Raw genomic sequence first — 16,645 nt, 5'->3', positions numbered from 1 at the left:
GCTTATTATTATTTAATGCGTCGATCTCGCAGCGCCGCCGCCATCCGCAAACGACAACGGCCGCCTTTCTTGCGAAAGGCGGCCGTCTTTACAAAATCCGAAGATTACTTCTTCGCCGCCTTGACGAACACGTCACGCATTTCGTCCAGGTTCTGGGTGAAACGCTTGTTCAGCAATTCGAAGGCTTCGTTGTTGGCCTTGGCGATCATTTCCGCCAGTTCGCGCATGTTGGACAGCGAACGCTCAAAGGCATCCTTGGCCAGTTCGGCCTGCTTGGCGGCCTTGTCCTGGGGATTGCCGGGCTCGGCGATGTCCTTGGAGACGACGGCGACTTCGTCCATGGTCTGGCGCAGAATCTCGACCTGACGCTTGAGGACGGCCTGCAAGCCATCATAGGCCAACTTGTTCGCCTGGGTCAGGGCTTCGATGTTCTTGCGCTGGCTGCCGACCAGGGTTTCCACGTCGACGCCGGGAACCTTGAACTCGCCCATATACTTGCTGATATCGAAATCGAAAAGCTGCTCTGCCTGCTTGCTGGCCATCTTGAATTCCTCCAACCGGGGGTATGTTGCGGCGCAGCGAAGATAACCGCTCGCGCCAATTCGCGTCAATCAATTGAGTCACCGAAACCCTCAATTGATACTTGAGTATACGCACAAGACAGCCAATCCGCCGAACCCCCGAAGGGATTCAATCATTAATTGAAAGTTGATTGCAATTACACACTGATTAAGGGTTGTTTTGCCTTGACTCCGTGCTCGCAACCTTTGTATGCATTGAATGCATGCAATGCGCCGTTTATTGGAGAACACGGGATGTCCTCTGGCACGAATTCCGCCATCGTCAATGCCGCACTCGCAGGAATTGAGGATGCGCGCAATACCCATGCCGCCTGGACCCGCAATGGCGGTTATTTCTCGTGGGCGCCGGAATATCTGATCACCGTTTCCGTGGCGCAATCAATCTGGGAATGGTGCGCCCCCTTGACGGTATGGCCGGAATTCCGCCTTAGCGATGCCCTGCGCGAAGCCAGCCCGAACCACCCCCGCCCGCCCGGCCGCATCGACGCCAGCCGCCGCGCCGACCTGCTGCTTTATCGCGACCCTCAACAGCCGCACGCCATCATCGAGACCAAGCGCAATGTCGATGGCTGGGGCAAGATCGCCGCCGATGTCGAGCGCCTGCGCACCACCTTGGCCGCCCCGTCATCATCCTTTCAACTGGGCATGATCGCCTTTAGCAGCACCGTGATGGGCAACGGCCAGGTCAAGGGCGGGTTCATATTGAAAGACCGGCTGTCGCGCCTGGCCGATTGCACCGACGATATCCGCTTGCCCGGCTGGAAATGCCGACTGACCGCCCGAGACGTCAATTTCGATGGCCACGAACATTGGTCGGCCGCCGCCGTGGTTTTGGAAAAAACCCCCGCGCGCCACCCCCGCCCCCCCCGTGATCCCGCTTGCACAAGATCAGCCGCGCAAGTACTTTCAGCATCTTGATTTCTCTTTAATTCATGGGGAAGACCATGCCGTTCATCGCTGACAGGCTGTCGGCCATCAAGCCGTCTCCGACCATCGCCGTGACGCAAAAGGCCGCCGAGCTCAAAGCCGCCGGCCGCGACGTCATCGGACTGGGCGCGGGCGAGCCCGATTTCGATACGCCCGACAACATTAAGGCCGCCGCCAAGCTGGCCCTCGACAACGGGGCGACCAAGTACGGCCCGCCGGCCGGCACCGTCGAGCTGCGCAAGGCCATCGCCGCCAAGTTCAAGCGCGAGAACAGCCTGGACTACACCGTCGATCAGATCACCGTCGGCGTCGGCGGCAAGGGCGTTATTTTCAACGCCTTCATGGCCACCATCAATCCTGGCGACGAAGTGATCGTGCCGGCGCCCTATTGGGTGTCGTACCCCGACATCGCCCTGATGTTTGGCGGCGTGCCGAAATTCGTCGCTTGCCCGGAAAGCGCCGGCTTCAAGTTGCAGGCCGCCGATCTGGAAGCGGCGATCACGCCGAAGACCAAGTGGCTGGTGCTGAACTCGCCGTCCAACCCCACCGGCGCCGCCTATTCCTGGGACGAGATGAAGGCGTTGACCGACGTGCTGGTCAAGCACCCGCATGTGTGGATCATGTCCGACGACATGTACGAACATCTGGTCTATGACGGCTTCAAGTTCTGCACGCCGGCCCAGGTCGAGCCCAGCTTGTATGAGCGCACGCTGACCATGAACGGTGTGTCGAAGGCCTATGCCATGACCGGTTGGCGCGTCGGCTATGCCGCCGGCCCGTTGCCGTTGATCAAGGCCATCAACATGATCCAGTCGCAATCGGTCACCCACACCGCCACCGTGTCGCAAGCCGCCGCGGTCGAAGCGTTGAACGGCACCCAGGACTTCATTCCGAAGAACCAGGAGGTCTTCAAGGCGCGGCGCGATCTGGTGGTCACGCTGCTGAACCAGTGCAAGGGCCTGACCTGCCGCACCCCCGAAGGCGCCTTCTATGTCTATCCGTCCTGCGCCGGAGTGATCGGCAAGAAGACCGCCGAAGGCAAGGTGATCAACAGCGACAGCGATTTCGCCACCTTTCTGCTGGAATCCGAAGGCGTCGCCGTGGTCCAGGGCGTGGCCTTCGGCCTGTCGCCGTACTTCCGCATCTCCTATGCCACGTCGACCGAAGCACTGCAAAAGGCCTGCGAGCGCATCAAGCGGTTCTGCGACAGCCTGACCTGATCGCCGGCCTCGCCGGACAAAATCTTAAGGGGCGCCCTGGCAACGGGGCGCCCCTTTTGTCTTCACAGGCTTTTGATCATCTCGGCAATGCCGCGCCAGATGATTTCGACGCCGATGCACAACAGCAGCAAAGCGAACAGCCGCATCAAGGCATCGGTCAATGCCCGCCCCAACAACGTCTCGAGCCGGTCGGCGAAGCGAAAACTTAGATATATCAACACACTGATCGACAAGGCGGCACCCAATGCCCCCAATGTGCCCAGGGACAAGGCGCCATGGCCAAAGGGGTGCCCCGTGCCCAGCGCAATGGTCACGGCGATGGTGCCCGGACCCGTGGTCAGCGGCATGGTCAGGGGATAGAAAGCGGCGGTGCGCAAGGTTTCCGGGGTGTTTTCCACCTCGACATCCCCCCCGGTGGCGCCGGGCTTGGCATTCAAAAGCCGCCAGCCGGCCACGGCGATGACCAATCCCCCGCCAACGCGCAAGGCCGGGATGGACACGCCGAACAACCCCAGCACCGCCGCCCCGACGTAAAGCGAACCGATCACGATCAAGAACGCATAAAGCGCCACCCGCAACGCCAGTTCAGCCCGCTGGGCATGACTGACGGTCCGGGTGTGAGCCAGAAACATAAAAGCGCTGCCCGGCGGATTGACGATTGGGAACAACGAGCCGAACACCAGCAGAAAACTGGCCAAAAACGCAGACATCGCCACCCCGGCGCCGACAAAGGGTCTTGACCATAACGCCGCCCCCGACGCCCATCAACCTCGGTCACATCACGGTTTGTATTCGTGCACGCAATGGTGTGACAGGCTGGGGGTGCCGGTATTGACGACAGCGCCGACTGTCGACCCCGTGATGTCCATCAGCGCCCCCACATGGGACGACACGCTGAAAAAGCGCGATCGCCGCACCTTCAAATTGCCCGCCACGGTTTTCTGAGTGGCCAGATAGGTGTTGACCTCGGTTTCCAGGGTCTTGGCCAGGTCGGCCAAGGCGATCTTGCAGCAATTTCCGCAGACGGTGCGGCTGTCGGAAAAACCGACGATGGTCACGGCGGTGACCACCAAAGAGAACATCGCGGTCTTGCTGCCGATGAATTTCTGGGCCTCCGCCACCACTTGATCGACGGCGTCACGCGCCACTTTGCGGGCTCCATTCATATCCGAGGCGGCTTGCACCTCGGAATGAAAATATCTGGTGCCGATTGATTTGGCCTCTGCATTAACAAAATAATTTGGCGGCCGCGCTTGATTAAACATATAAGTTTCAGCAAAAGACCCTGTTCTATAATTATCATACAAATCCTGTATTTTTGTTTTCATATTTGTTCTTACATCTATTTTTCTTCCTTTTTTCGCTTGAGAGGGAATGAACCCCGTGCTCGTGTAAAAAGTACTGCCCGTGCTTTCTTTTTTGTTAGAGGGGGGATTTGTCGAAGATTGCGCGTACGAGATTTCGCCACTCAGATCGGTGAAAGCTTCCAACTCGCTCAGCCGATAATCGATTCTCAGATTATAGGCGTAGTGGTTCAACCCCAGGTGGGATTTGGTGGCGTAATCTTGTTTCCATATATCGATGCCGTACTGAACCTCACTCATCTCCTGCTCCAGGTGAAGCTGCTGGTACTGCCGCACCTGCTGATCATCGAACAGGCTGTAATGCTGCGGAGATTGCGGAATATCGTAACGTGTCGGCACCGTGTCTTGGGTGAAGTAGGTAAAGCCCCAATCCGTCGCATCATCATTGACACGCTCGGGCGTCCGGTCGGGATAGCGGTCATAGGCAATGCTGGGAAACGACGTCGCCGCCTCGATGTATCCCATCGCCTGCTGCAAGCTGGCGATAGGATACACCATGCGCGGGTCCTTGGCGGCGGCCGCCAGAAATTTGATCCGCCCATTCTCGTCGGGGGTTAAGGCCCGCATGCTGCCTTTGCCTTGCAGAATCTGCCGATAGCGCTGGGTCAGATAATCGATTGCCTGAGCTTCGTTGTCGAAGAACTTGCCGGCATCGGTGATTTGCAGCAAAGGCTGCACCACACCGGCCCCTGGCCTCGCGGCGGAAGCGATTGGCGGCGGGACGAATCGTGGCGCAGCCGGGGCGGCAAGCCTTTGCATCGCGGCGGAGGGGGGGCCAAAAGCGGTGGGTGGTGGGGCGAAAGACGATGCCCCCGCCTTCGCCCGCTGCACGCTGGAAGCCGGTTTGGGGCCAAAAGCGGTGGGCGGCGCCGGAATGGCGCCGGGCTTCGTCGGTGCGGCTGTCGCTTTCCGCTGCGCTGTGCCGGTCGCCGGAGCAAAAGCAGTCGGCGGCGGCGCCAAGCCAGGGCGGGACTTGGTCGGATTACGGCTCACCCCATCTCCATTCGCTGGTTTGGCGCAAGCCTAGCAGCAGGCAACCTGGGGCGTCACCCTCCCCCGGCCCCACATCAACGTACGGTCAGGGTTCCAGCTGCTTGCGAATGAAAGCAACCGTGATCGCGGCGGCGCCGTGATCGTAAAGGTCGTTGTGACCGGCGGCGGCGATGAAATGCGCTTCGACGCCCATGCGCGCCCGCTCCTTCAATTCCCGCCCCATGGAAACCGGAACAACGCCGTCTTGCTGGCCGTGCATAATCAGCAGCGGCGCCTTGACCTGACCGACCTTGGCGCGGTTGTCATAGCGATCAAGCATCACCATCTCGGCAAAACCCGGCAGCACATAGGCCGGGGCCAGTTCGGGCAGACGGGTATAGGCCGCTTCCAGCACCACCGCCACCAGATTGGGATGCTCGGTGCCGATCTGTACCGCCACCCCGGTCCCCAAGGATTCGCCATAAACCACGATCTGGCCTTCCGGCACACCGCGACTGATCAGCCAGCCCATCGCGGCACGGGCATCGGCGTACAGCCCTTCTTCCGACGGCGAGCCGGGATTGCCGCCATAGCCGCGATAGCCGGCCAACAGCACGCCGAAGCCGGCATTCATGTAGGCCCGCGCCTTGTGGGCGCGGTTGGCGACAGTGCCGGCATTGCCGTGAAACAACACCAAGGTGGGCTGAAACCGGTCGCGCGGCGGCGCGTACCAGCCGGTGACCATGAAGCCGTCATGGGTGCGAATGGGCACTTGCACCATTTCGGGCACGCCCGCATCGGCGGGGTCGATCCGTTCCGTGCCCGGATGATAGATCATGTCGCGCTGGAAGAATGCCAGCCCTCCCATGGCCAGCGCTAATCCACCCGCGAATACCGCCACGACTTCTCCGATCAAGTGTTCGATCCTTTAATCCTGCCTTCAACATAGGGATGATGGTCCGGCAAAGCTAGGACTCAAAGAAAAAGGCCCGGCGTCGCCGCCGGGCCTTGATCACGTCAACCGGTCCTAACCGCGATTCATGCGGTTTTCGATCAGGTCTTCGACCACGGTCGGATCGGCCAGGGTCGAGGTATCGCCCAGGGCGCCGAACTCATTCTCGGCGATCTTGCGCAAGATGCGGCGCATGATCTTGCCCGAACGGGTCTTGGGCAGGCCCGGCGACCACTGGATCAGATCGGGGCTGGCGATCGGGCCGATTTCCTTGCGGACCCACCCCACCAATTCCTTGCGCAGTTCCTCGGTCGGCTCTTCGCCCTGGATCAGGGTGACATAGGCATAGATGCCCTGGCCCTTGATCTCGTGCGGGTAACCGACCACGGCGGCTTCGGCCACCTTGGGATGGGCGACCAGCGCCGATTCCACTTCCGCCGTCCCCATGCGGTGACCGGACACGTTGATCACGTCATCGACGCGGCCGGTGATCCAGTAATAGCCATCCGTATCGCGACGAGCGCCGTCACCGGTGAAATACAGACCGGGATAGGTGGAGAAATAGGTCTGGCCAAAGCGTTCGTGGTCACCATAGATGGTGCGCATCTGACCGGGCCAACCGGGTTCGGCCAGACACAGATTACCCTCGACGGCGCCTTCCAGCACCTTGCCTTCGGCATCGACCATCAGCGGCTTGACGCCGAAGAACGGACGGGTGGCCGAACCGGGCTTGAGCGCGGTGGCGCCCGGCAAGGGCGTGATCAGGATGCCGCCGGTTTCGGTCTGCCACCAGGTATCGACGATCGGGCAACGGTTGTCGCCGACGACGCGGTGATACCACAGCCACGCTTCCGGGTTGATGGGCTCGCCCACCGAACCGAGCAGACGCAAGCTGGAGCGGCTGGTCTTCTTGACGATTTCCTCGCCCTCGCGCATCAGCGAACGGATGGCGGTCGGCGCGGTGTAGAAAATGTTGACCTTGTGCTTGTCGACCACCTGCCAGAAACGCGAGGCGTCGGGATAGGTCGGGATGCCTTCGAACATCAAGGTGATGGCGCCATTGGCCAGCGGGCCATAGACGATGTAGGAGTGACCGGTCACCCAACCCACATCGGCGGTGCACCAATAGACATCGCCGTCATGATAGTCGAAGACATATTGGTGGGTCATCGCGGCATAGCACAGATAGCCGCCGGTGGTGTGCAGCACGCCCTTGGGCTTACCGGTCGACCCCGAGGTGTAGAGAATGAACAGCGGGTCTTCGGCGTTCATTTCCTCGGCGGTGTGGGTCGGGGCGGCCTTGGCCGACAGATCCTCGTACCAATGATCACGGCCGGTGACCATGTGGATATTGCCGCCGGTGCGCTTGACGACGATGACGTTCTTCACCGACCAGCAGGTTTCCAGCGCCTTGTCGACATTGGCCTTGAGCGGCACCTTGCGGCCGCCGCGCAGACCTTCGTCAGCGGTGATGACCAGGGACGAATCGCAATCTTGGATACGGCCGGCCAAAGCGTCGGGCGAGAAGCCGCCGAAGACGATGGAATGGATGGCGCCGACGCGGGCGCAGGCCAGCATGGCGACGGCCGCTTCGACGATCATCGGCAGATAGATGGTGACGCGGTCACCCTTCTTGATGCCCAGATCGACCATGGCGTTGGACAGGCGGCAAACCTGCTCGTGCAGCTCACGATAGGTGACGTGCTTGGAATCGTTCGGGTCGTCGCCTTCCCAGATGATGGCGGTCTGGTCGCCACGGGTGGCCAGATGGCGATCCAGGCAGTTGGCGGCGACATTCAGGGTTCCGTCGGCGAACCACTTGATGCTGACATCGCCGGAATAGGAGACATCCTTGACCTTGCTGTAGGGCTTGATCCAATCCAGGCGCTTGCCGTGTTCGCCCCAGAAGCCATCCGGATCATTGACCGAGCGGTCATACCATTCCTGGTAGGTCTTCTCGTCGATCAGGGCTTGCTTGGCGAATTCGGTGGGAACGGGAAAAAGTTCGGTCATGTCAGGTTGTCTCCCAAATTTTATATTCGTTTCGTGCACGCCCCTCGTTTTGAGGGTGCGCGGCATTCTATTCCCCGATGCTGGCCGGAATTATGGTCATATTCGCCGCCCGACTCAACCCCCGCCGCGCAACGATTCGATTCTTTTAAGTCGCAATCACGCAACGATGTGACACAACTATGAAAGATTTGGTGGATTATCGGCGACGATCATGCCATCGGCGATGGTGATGGCGACCGGGGTCAGCCGGCGCCCTCGGCACGGTCCCCAGGTGCAATCGCCGGTCAGCAGATCGAAACGGGCGGCGTGAACGGCGCAAATGATTTCCGAACCGGTCAGATCAAGGTAACGATTCTCCTCCATCTCCAGCGGCGCCCCCACATGCGGGCAGGAATTGACATAGGCCCGCACCTGCCCATCGGTCAGCACCACGAACACCTGCTTGCGCTCGCCGGCCAACGTAACGATGAACGGCCCCCTGGCCCCCGGATCGGACAGATCGGCCAGCCGGCACAAGATCACGACGCCACCCCCGCCAACCCGCAGATGATTCCCCAACTGGCGTCATCGACGGGCATCACCGACAGGCGCGATTGGCGGATCAGCGCCATGTCGGCCAGACGCGGATCGGCCTTGATGTCGGCCAGGGCGACCGGATGGGGAACCGGAGCCACCGCCTTCAAATCCGGGCAGACCCAGCGCGGATCGTCGGAAGTGGGGTCGGGATAGGCCTCGCGCACCACCTCGACGATGCCGACGATGCGCTTCTCATTGACCGAATGGTAAAAGAAGCAGCGATCCCCGACTTTCATCGCCTTGAGGAAATTGCTGGCCTGGTAGTTGCGGACCCCGGTCCAGGCGGTGACGCCGTCGCGCACCTGATCGTCCCACGACCACGCGCCCGGTTCGGATTTGACCAGCCAGCGTTTCATTGCCTTCCTCCCGGAATGGAGCCGATCACGGCAGAACCTTCTTGTAGCGACGCACGGTGACGCTTGCGAACAGACCGGCCAGACCATAGGGGTCATTGGCGATGAAATCGTCCACCTGGGCGCGGTCTTCCACGTCCAGCACCAACATCGAACCTTGCATGGATTCGCCGTCATCGGACAACAGCGGCCCGCCCATCAGCATCTTGTCGGTCCAGGCGCGGGCGTAATCCAAATGGGCCTGACGATTGGCCAGACGCAGATCCAACGCATCGGGCTTGTCGATACAGGTGATGATGTAAAGGGTCATGGCGTTTCCTCCGGTTAGCGGCCTTCCAACGTGAACGGCCGCGATAGCAATTGCATGATGGCTTCATCCAACGGACAGGCGCGGTTGAGCACCGCATCGACGCCGGCGCAAATGGGCATTTCAATGCCCAGGCGCTGGGCCATATCGACCACCGCCCCGGCGCTCCACACCCCTTCGGTCACCGCCTTGCGCCCGGCCAGGATATCCGCCAGGCTTTGCCCCTGCCCCAGCAGCAGACCGAGCGAATAATTGCGCGATTGCGCCGATGACGCGGTAAGGATCAGGTCCCCCATCCCCGACAACCCCATCAGGGTTTCCATCCGCCCGCCCTTGGCCATGGCCAAGCGCGACATTTCGGCCAGTCCACGGGTGATCAGGGCGGCGCGGGCATTGTCGCCATAGCCCTTGCCCTCGACGATGCCACAGGCGATGGCCAGCACGTTCTTGACCGCGCCGCCGATTTCCGCCCCGACCAGATCGGCGGCCAGATAGGGGCGGAAGGCCGGGGTGCCCAGGGCGTCGACCAGCTTGGCCCCCAAGGCGGCATCCCCACACGCCAAGGTGATGGCGGTGGGCAGGCCGCGCGCCACCTCGATGGCGAAAGTGGGGCCGGACAGCACCGCCAACGGGATGCCGGGCAATTCCGCCTCGGCCACCTCGGTCATCATGCAATCGCTGCCCTGCTCGATCCCCTTGGCGCAGATCACCGCCGGCACTCCGCGCCGCCAATGGCGGGCGGCCTGCTTCAGACTGGCGCGCAGATGCTGGGCCGGGGTCACCAGCAACACCGCGTCGGCATCCAGCGCATCGGCCAGATCGGTGGTGGCGCGGATGCTGGGATCCAGATGGATGTCGGGCAAATAAACCGTGTTGCGGCCCATGGCGGTGATGGCGGCGGCGACGTCGGGTTCGTGCGCCCACAACACCACATCGCGCCCCGCCCGTCTGGCTGCTACCGCCAACGCCGTTCCCCAAGCGCCCGCGCCGATGATGCCAATCCGCTGCATGCCCATTCTTTCCATCAACCCTGGTCCCAGGGTTATGCCCCGTCGCAAAACACTTGGTCAACGACAACCCGGCGGGTTGGCGCTATGCTCGTTTCAGCTGCACATGCGAAGGGATTACGGATCATGGACGTCGCCGCCTTTGCCCTGGCCCTGGTAGCCCTGGGTCTGGTCCTGGTTTTCATGGGCATCAAGGTGGTGCCCCAAGGGTATGAATTCACCGTCGAACGCTTTGGCCGCTATACCCGCACCCTGTCCCCCGGCCTGCACCTGATCGTGCCGCTGGTCGATCGCGTCGGCCGCAAGCTGAACGTGATGGAGCAGGTGCTCGACGTTCCCAGCCAGGAAATCATCACCCGCGACAACGCCATGGTGACGGTGGACGGGGTGGTGTTCTTCCAAGTGCTCGATACCGCGCGCGCCGCCTATGAAGTGGCGCATCTGCAAATCGCCATCTTGAATTTGATCATGACCAACATCCGCACGGTGATGGGCGGCATGGATTTGGACGAGTTGCTGTCCCTGCGCGACCAGATCAACACCAAGCTGCTGGTCGTCGTCGATGAAGCGACCCAGCCCTGGGGCGTCAAGGTCACCCGCATCGAGATCAAGGACATCGCGCCGCCGCGCGATCTGGTCGATGCCATGGGCCGGCAGATGAAGGCCGAGCGCGACAAACGCGCCGCCATCTTGGAGGCCGAGGGCCTGAAGCAAGCCGAGGTGTTGAAGGCGGAAGGACAAAAACAGGCGCAGATCCTGGCGGCCGAGGGCCGGCGCGAGGCCGCCTTCCGCGACGCCGAAGCACGCGAGCGCGAGGCCGAGGCCGAAGCCAAGGCGGTGTACGTGGTCTCCAAGGCGGTGGCCGGTGGCGAGGCGATGGCGGTCAATTACTTCATCGCTCAGCGCTATGTCGGCGCCCTGGAAAAGGTCGCGTCAGCCCCCAATCAAAAGCTGATCATGATGCCGCTGGAGGCCTCCGGCATCATCGGCGCGGTCGCCGGCATCGCCGAAATCGCCAAGGATGCCCTGAGCGACGGCACCGCCGCCAAGCCGCGCCGCGCCGGCCTTCCCAACGCGGGGGGCTGATCATGCAACCGGTATTCTGGCATTGGCTGATTGCCGGCGTTGTCCTGATCGGAGCCGAGGCCATGGTCCCCGGCACCTATCTGTTATGGCCGGGAATCGCCGCCTTCCTGACCGGCATGGTCGCCTATATGGCCCCCGGCCTGGGGTGGGAAATCCATGCCGTCATCTTCGCCGCCCTGACCGTGGTGGCGGCGGTGGCCGGGCGCAAGCTGTATAGCCGGCTGAAGGAACCGGCGAGTCAGGCCCCCTTGCTCAACAGGCGCGCCGCCCAATTGGTCGGCACCATCCATACCCTGGACACCCCGATTCTGGATGGGTATGGCCGGATGAAGCTGGGCGACACCACCTGGAAGGTTTGCGGCCCCGACCTGCCCACCGGGGCCAGGGTCACGGTCGTCGGCGCCGACGGCATTGTCTTGAAGGTGGAAGCGGCATCGTGATTCGTCTTTACGTCACCAATGACTTGTTCGCCGATACCACCATCGGGCTGGGCAAGGAACAATCGCACTACCTCGCCAACGTCATGCGGGTCAAAGCGGGCGAAGCGATCGCTTTGTTCAACGGCCGCGATGGCCAATGGCGGGGCGATCTGGAAACGGTGGGCAAAAATGGCGTCTCGGTCAGACTGGTCGCCCAGACCCGGCCGCAAATGCCCGAGCCCGATTTGTGGCTGCTGGCGGCGCCGATCAAGAAGGATCGCATCGATCTGGTGGCGGAAAAAGCCAGCGAATTGGGTATCTCGATGCTGTGGCCGGTCTTCACCCGCCGCACGGTGATGAGCCGGGTCAACACCGACCGCTTGGCCGCCAACATGACCGAGGCGGCCGAGCAATGCGAGCGCCTTACCGTCCCGTCCATGCACGAACCGGCGGCGCTGGACAAGGCCCTGGCCGGTTGGGACGCCGCGCGGCCGTTACTGTTTCTCGACGAAAGCGGCGGCGGCGCCCCCATCGCCCAGGCGCTGGCGACGGTGCCGCCGGGCAAGCTGGCCTTGCTGGTCGGCCCCGAAGGCGGATTCGACGAAAACGAGCGGGCCTTGCTGGCCCGGCAACCCTTTACTGTACCGGTTTCGCTGGGACCGCGCATCTTGCGGGCGGAAACCGCAGCCATTGCCGGCTTGGCCATCGTCCAGGCCCTGCTTGGGGATTGGAACCATCGCCCGCGTGCTTCATAATGCCCGGCCCCTTTGTCGGAGAAGATGAATGCCGCCGAAAGCCAACCCGCTCAAGCTGAACCCGTTGCAATGCAAGACCCTGGTGTTGTTCCAGGAATTGGCCCGTCACCCCGAGACCGCCAACACCCACGACAACGGCGACAAGCTGCTGACCACCCTGCCGCGCCCGCACGGCAACCATTTTCACGTCGGCGACAAGGTGGCGATGACCAAGGACGCCTCGGGCCTGAGCAATCCGGCGGTGTGGGCGGCGCTGGAGCGCAAGGGCCTGATCCGCGCCATCTTCCCCCATGCCGTCACCCTGACGGTCGAGGGACAAAATTACGATGTCGGCCCGGACAAGGCCATCTTGCACGGCAGCGATCATTGATTGCCTGATCGTCCTTCGGCCACAAGCCGAGATGACGCAGTGAGCAAAAGGCACCCGACCATGGCCTATACGGTCAAGGAACTGTTTTACACCCTTCAGGGCGAAGGCGGCCAAGCCGGCCGCGCCGCCATCTTCCTGCGCTTTGCCGGCTGCAATCTGTGGAGCGGCCGCGAGGCCGACCGCGCCACCGCCCAATGCCGATTCTGCGACACCGATTTCGTCGGCGGCGATAAATTCGCCGATGCCGACATCTTGGCCGCCGCCGTCGCCGCCCTGTGGCCCAAGGGCGGCGGTGGTCAGCCCTTGGTGGTGGTTACCGGCGGCGAACCCGGTCTGCAACTGGACGAAGCCCTGATCCACGCCCTGCACCGCTGGGGCTTGGAGATCGCGGTGGAAAGCAACGGCACCATCGCCCTGCCCGACGGAATTGATTGGGTCTGCATCAGCCCCAAGGCCGGCACCGATCTGCACATCACCGCCGGCGACGAGATCAAGCTGGTCTGGCCGCAAGCAGGCATCGACCCGACCAGCCTGGAACGATTGCCGTTTCGCCATTATTTCCTCCAGCCCATGGACGGCCCCGACCGCGCCGCCCATATGCAAGCCTGCATATCCTTCTGCTTGACCCATCCGCGCTGGCGGCTCAGTTTGCAGACACACAAGATTCTGGGAATCCCGTAATCACCATGCCCGCCCCTTACCGCATCACGCGGCGCATCGACATCGATGCCGGTCACCGCATCATGACCCATGGCTCGAAATGCCGTCACCTGCACGGCCATCGCTATGGCATCGAAGCGGTGTGCGAGGCCGTCGACCTGCACCACGACGGTGAACAGACCGACATGGTTCTGGATTTCGGCTTCCTTAAGGCCGAAATGGTCAAAGCCATCGACGAGCCGTGCGATCACGGCTTCATCGCCGCCTTGGCCGATGCCGAATTGCTGGAGATGTTCACGCCGCAAGGCCGCGATCCGGCGCACTGGCGCAATGCCCTGGAAGCCGAGGTGCGGGCAAAAGGCGAGGCCACCACCACCGACACCCGCCTGACCACCAAGCTGACCGTGGTGCCGTTTCAGCCCACCGCCGAATGTTTGGCCCGCCACTGGTTCGTCAAGCTGGCCGAACCGGTCCGCCAGCGTTCCGGCGGGGCGGCGCGGCTGGTGATGGTGCGGGTGTTCGAAACCCCCAACTGCGCCGCCGAATACGGGGAATAAGGCGATGGCCGGTCGGATCATGGCCGTTCTCGGCCCGACCAATACCGGCAAGACCCATTTCGCCCTTGACCGCATGCTCGGTCATGCCAGCGGCATGATCGGCTTTCCCCTGCGTTTGCTGGCGCGGGAAAATTATGACCGCATCGTCAAGCTGAAGGGCGCGGCCCAGGTGGCGCTGATCACCGGCGAGGAAAAGATCATCCCCGCCCATCCGCGTTGGTTCGTCTGCACCGTCGAATCCATGCCGCTGGATCGCCGCGTCGCCTTTTTGGCCATCGACGAAATCCAGCTTTGCGCCGATCCCGAACGCGGCCATATCTTCACCGACCGATTGCTGCACGCGCGCGGGCTTGAAGAAACGGTGTTCCTGGGGGCCGAAACCATCAAGCCGCTGCTGCGCCGATTGGTTCCCGACGTTGCCTTTTCCACCCGCCCACGCCTGTCATCCTTGACCTATTCGGGGGCGAAAAAGCTGAACCGGCTGCCGCCGCGTTCCGCCGTGGTCGCCTTTTCCGCCGCCGAAGTCTATGCCATGGCCGAATATGTGCGCCGGCAACGCGGCGGCGCGGCGGTGGTGCTGGGGGCGCTGTCGCCCCGCACCCGCAATGCCCAGGTGGGATTGTATCAAGCCGGCGAGGTCGATTATATCGTCGCCACCGACGCCATCGGCATGGGGCTGAACATGGACGTCGATCATGTCGCCTTTGCCGGTCTGCGCAAATTCGACGGCCGCGCGCCCCGCCGGCTGGATGCCACCGAGATCGCCCAAATCGGCGGCCGCGCCGGCCGCCATATGAATGATGGCACCTTCGGCACCACGGCCGATGTCACCGGGATTGACCCGGATGTGGTCGAAGCGGTGGAAAATCACGTTTTCCAGCCATTGACCGCCTTGTCATGGCGCAATTCCGCTCTGCGCTTCGCCACCACCGCAGCGCTGCTGGCCAGTCTCGAGCGCGCCCCGGAACAACAGGGTCTGATCCGGGCGCGGGAAGCCGACGACCATCTGGCCCTGACCATCCTGGCCGCCGATGACGACATCAAGCGCCTGACCACCCATCCCGAGCGGGTGAAATTGTTGTGGGAAATCTGCCAGATTCCCGATTTCCGCAAGGTCATGGCCGACAACCACACCCGTTTGCTCGGGCAGATTTTCCGTCATCTCTGCGGTCCGGGCCGGCGCCTGCCCACCGATTGGCTGGCCAATCACGTCAATCGCCTGGATCGTGCCGATGGCGAGATGGACACCTTGCTGGCCCGCATCGCCCATGTCCGCACCTGGACCTATGTCTCGCACCGTGGCGATTGGATCGCCGACCCCAGCCACTGGCAGGAGCGCACCCGCGCCATCGAGGACAAGCTCTCCGACGCCTTGCACCACAGTCTGACCCAACGCTTCGTCGATCGCCGCACCTCGGCGCTGGTCCGGGCCATGCGGGACGACAACGGCTTGGTGGGGGCGGTGGCCAAAACCGGCGAGGTGGTGGTCGAAGGGCAATTCGTCGGCCACCTGGACGGCTTCAACTTTGTCGCCGATGCGGCCGAGGGGGCCGCGGCGGCCAAGACCGTGCTGGCGGCGGCGGCGCGTTCATTGAAACCGGAAATCGCCGGACGGGTGGCCCGCTTGATTGCGGCTGACGATACCGCTTTTGCCGTGGACGATCACGGCCGCGTGTTGTGGGAAGGCCAACCCGTGGCCCGGCTAAGCCCCGGCCACACCGCTTTCGCACCGCAGCTCGAGATGCTGCCCTCGGATCTGGTGGAGCCGGGGCAACGCGAACGGCTGCTCAAACGCCTGGGGCTGTTCCTGGCCGGAGCCCTTGCGCCACTGTTTGCCCCCTTGCTGCACCCGCCAGCCGATCTGGGCGGGCCGGGCCGGGGATTGCTGCACCAATTGGCCGAGGGTTTGGGCTCTCTGTCGCGCGCCCAAGCCGAAGGCCAAATCACCGCCTTGTCAGACCAGGACCGCAAAACATTGGCGCGCATGGATATCCGCTTTGGCCTGGAAAGCCTTTATGCCCCGGCCTTGCTGAAACCGGCGGCACAAAGAATGCGGGCCCTGTTATGGTCCGTCCAGAGCGGTCACCCCCTGGCCAGTCTGCCGCGCGGACAAGCCAGCCTGAGTATCGGCGCCCTGTCCCGCCCCTATCTGACCGCCATCGGCTATCGCTGCCTGGGCGAACTGGCGGTGCGGGTCGATATTTTAGAACGGGTGACGGCGCAATTGCGCGGGCTCGCCCGCGCCCATCCCCATGGCTTCATGCTGCCGCCATCGATTTTGTCCACTTTGGCGGCCAAGCCCGCCCATGTCAGCAGCGCCTTGCAAAATCTCGGCTGGCGTCAGGGCGAAACCGGCTGGCTGGCGCCGCGTCGCCAGAAACCACCGGCGCCGCGGCCACCAAAAACCCCGGATTCGTCCCCTTTTGCCGTCCTGCGCCAGCACAGCGCCGCAAAGCATTGAAATCCGCGGATCATTAGGGCTATGCTGGACCCATTCGGGTTGGGACCTGACCGCACCCAAAGGGT

General features: G+C 62.6%; 18 protein-coding genes. 9 read left to right on the top strand and 9 right to left on the bottom strand.

The genetic code is table 11. From position 1 onward, the window contains the following. Positions 1-104 precede the first annotated feature (104 nt). Complete coding sequence (locus KEC16_RS11835; RefSeq protein ID WP_211549117.1) at positions 105-542, bottom strand: phasin family protein; 438 nt, start codon at positions 540-542, stop codon at positions 105-107. A gap of 273 nt (positions 543-815) precedes the next feature. Between KEC16_RS11835 and KEC16_RS11830 the strand changes: the two genes are divergently transcribed. Further along, the gene (locus KEC16_RS11830; protein WP_211549115.1) at positions 816-1,499 is read left to right on the top strand and encodes a hypothetical protein; all 684 of its coding nucleotides are present in this window, start codon (positions 816-818) and stop codon (positions 1,497-1,499) included. A 26-nt stretch (positions 1,500-1,525) separates the two neighbouring features. Further along, the gene (locus tag KEC16_RS11825; RefSeq protein ID WP_211549113.1) at positions 1,526-2,728 is read left to right on the top strand and encodes a pyridoxal phosphate-dependent aminotransferase; all 1,203 of its coding nucleotides are present in this window, start codon (positions 1,526-1,528) and stop codon (positions 2,726-2,728) included. 62 nt (positions 2,729-2,790) lie between these two features. Here KEC16_RS11825 and KEC16_RS11820 read toward each other — a convergent pair whose 3' ends face one another. The 8 genes from KEC16_RS11820 to KEC16_RS11785 form a co-directional block, all read right to left on the bottom strand. Further along, positions 2,791-3,438: a MarC family protein gene (locus KEC16_RS11820; RefSeq protein ID WP_211549111.1), complete on the bottom strand. Its 648-nt coding sequence runs from the start codon at positions 3,436-3,438 to the stop codon at positions 2,791-2,793. A 69-nt stretch (positions 3,439-3,507) separates the two neighbouring features. Then, positions 3,508-5,085: a hypothetical protein gene (locus KEC16_RS11815; RefSeq protein ID WP_211549109.1), complete on the bottom strand. Its 1,578-nt coding sequence runs from the start codon at positions 5,083-5,085 to the stop codon at positions 3,508-3,510. Between the two features lie 85 nt (positions 5,086-5,170). Beyond that, positions 5,171-5,980, bottom strand: a complete 810-nt coding sequence (locus KEC16_RS11810) for an alpha/beta hydrolase (RefSeq protein WP_249209135.1) — start codon at positions 5,978-5,980, stop codon at positions 5,171-5,173. A gap of 111 nt (positions 5,981-6,091) precedes the next feature. Next, positions 6,092-8,029 (bottom strand): acetate--CoA ligase, encoded by a 1,938-nt coding sequence (gene acs / locus KEC16_RS11805; protein WP_211549107.1) that lies wholly within the window; start codon positions 8,027-8,029, stop codon positions 6,092-6,094. 177 nt (positions 8,030-8,206) lie between these two features. After that, positions 8,207-8,551, bottom strand: a complete 345-nt coding sequence (locus tag KEC16_RS11800) for a Rieske (2Fe-2S) protein (protein WP_346344073.1) — start codon at positions 8,549-8,551, stop codon at positions 8,207-8,209. Continuing rightward, the gene (locus KEC16_RS11795) at positions 8,548-8,961 is read right to left on the bottom strand and encodes an EVE domain-containing protein (RefSeq protein WP_211549105.1); all 414 of its coding nucleotides are present in this window, start codon (positions 8,959-8,961) and stop codon (positions 8,548-8,550) included. The genes KEC16_RS11800 and KEC16_RS11795 overlap by 4 nt, the downstream gene beginning before the upstream one ends. Positions 8,962-8,986: 25 nt before the next feature. Then, entirely contained in the window at positions 8,987-9,268 is a 282-nt protein-coding gene (locus KEC16_RS11790) for a YciI family protein (protein ID WP_211549104.1), read from the bottom strand. A 14-nt stretch (positions 9,269-9,282) separates the two neighbouring features. After that, positions 9,283-10,275, bottom strand: coding sequence for an NAD(P)H-dependent glycerol-3-phosphate dehydrogenase (locus tag KEC16_RS11785; RefSeq protein WP_428846059.1), 993 nt, complete (start codon positions 10,273-10,275; stop codon positions 9,283-9,285). 123 nt (positions 10,276-10,398) lie between these two features. Between KEC16_RS11785 and KEC16_RS11780 the strand changes: the two genes are divergently transcribed. Genes KEC16_RS11780 through KEC16_RS11750 form a run of 7 tightly spaced genes read left to right on the top strand, consistent with a single transcriptional unit; the run spans position 10,399 to position 16,580 of the window. Further along, positions 10,399-11,358 carry an SPFH domain-containing protein gene (locus KEC16_RS11780; protein ID WP_211549100.1) on the top strand — a complete coding sequence of 320 codons (960 nt, stop codon included), beginning with the start codon at positions 10,399-10,401 and terminating at the stop codon, positions 11,356-11,358. 2 nt (positions 11,359-11,360) lie between these two features. Then, positions 11,361-11,798 (top strand): NfeD family protein, encoded by a 438-nt coding sequence (locus KEC16_RS11775; protein ID WP_211549097.1) that lies wholly within the window; start codon positions 11,361-11,363, stop codon positions 11,796-11,798. Continuing rightward, positions 11,795-12,532, top strand: a complete 738-nt coding sequence (locus KEC16_RS11770) for a 16S rRNA (uracil(1498)-N(3))-methyltransferase (RefSeq protein ID WP_346344072.1) — start codon at positions 11,795-11,797, stop codon at positions 12,530-12,532. The genes KEC16_RS11775 and KEC16_RS11770 overlap by 4 nt, the downstream gene beginning before the upstream one ends. Positions 12,533-12,560: 28 nt before the next feature. After that, on the top strand, positions 12,561-12,902 hold the full coding sequence (locus KEC16_RS11765) for a hypothetical protein (RefSeq protein WP_211549095.1): 342 nt from the start codon (positions 12,561-12,563) through the stop codon (positions 12,900-12,902). Between the two features lie 39 nt (positions 12,903-12,941). Beyond that, positions 12,942-13,583, top strand: coding sequence for a 7-carboxy-7-deazaguanine synthase (gene queE, locus KEC16_RS11760; protein WP_428846058.1), 642 nt, complete (start codon positions 12,942-12,944; stop codon positions 13,581-13,583). Between the two features lie 5 nt (positions 13,584-13,588). Beyond that, the gene (locus KEC16_RS11755) at positions 13,589-14,119 is read left to right on the top strand and encodes a 6-carboxytetrahydropterin synthase (protein ID WP_211549093.1); all 531 of its coding nucleotides are present in this window, start codon (positions 13,589-13,591) and stop codon (positions 14,117-14,119) included. A gap of 4 nt (positions 14,120-14,123) precedes the next feature. Beyond that, complete coding sequence (locus KEC16_RS11750; protein ID WP_211549091.1) at positions 14,124-16,580, top strand: helicase-related protein; 2,457 nt, start codon at positions 14,124-14,126, stop codon at positions 16,578-16,580. The last annotated feature ends 65 nt before the right edge of the window (positions 16,581-16,645 follow it).

The sequence above is a fragment of the Magnetospirillum sulfuroxidans genome, assembly GCF_018224925.1.
GTDB lineage: Bacteria > Pseudomonadota > Alphaproteobacteria > Rhodospirillales > Magnetospirillaceae > Magnetospirillum > Magnetospirillum sulfuroxidans.
The sequence above is the reverse complement of the archived record's forward strand: the minus strand, read 5'-3'. Positions and strand labels throughout refer to the sequence as shown.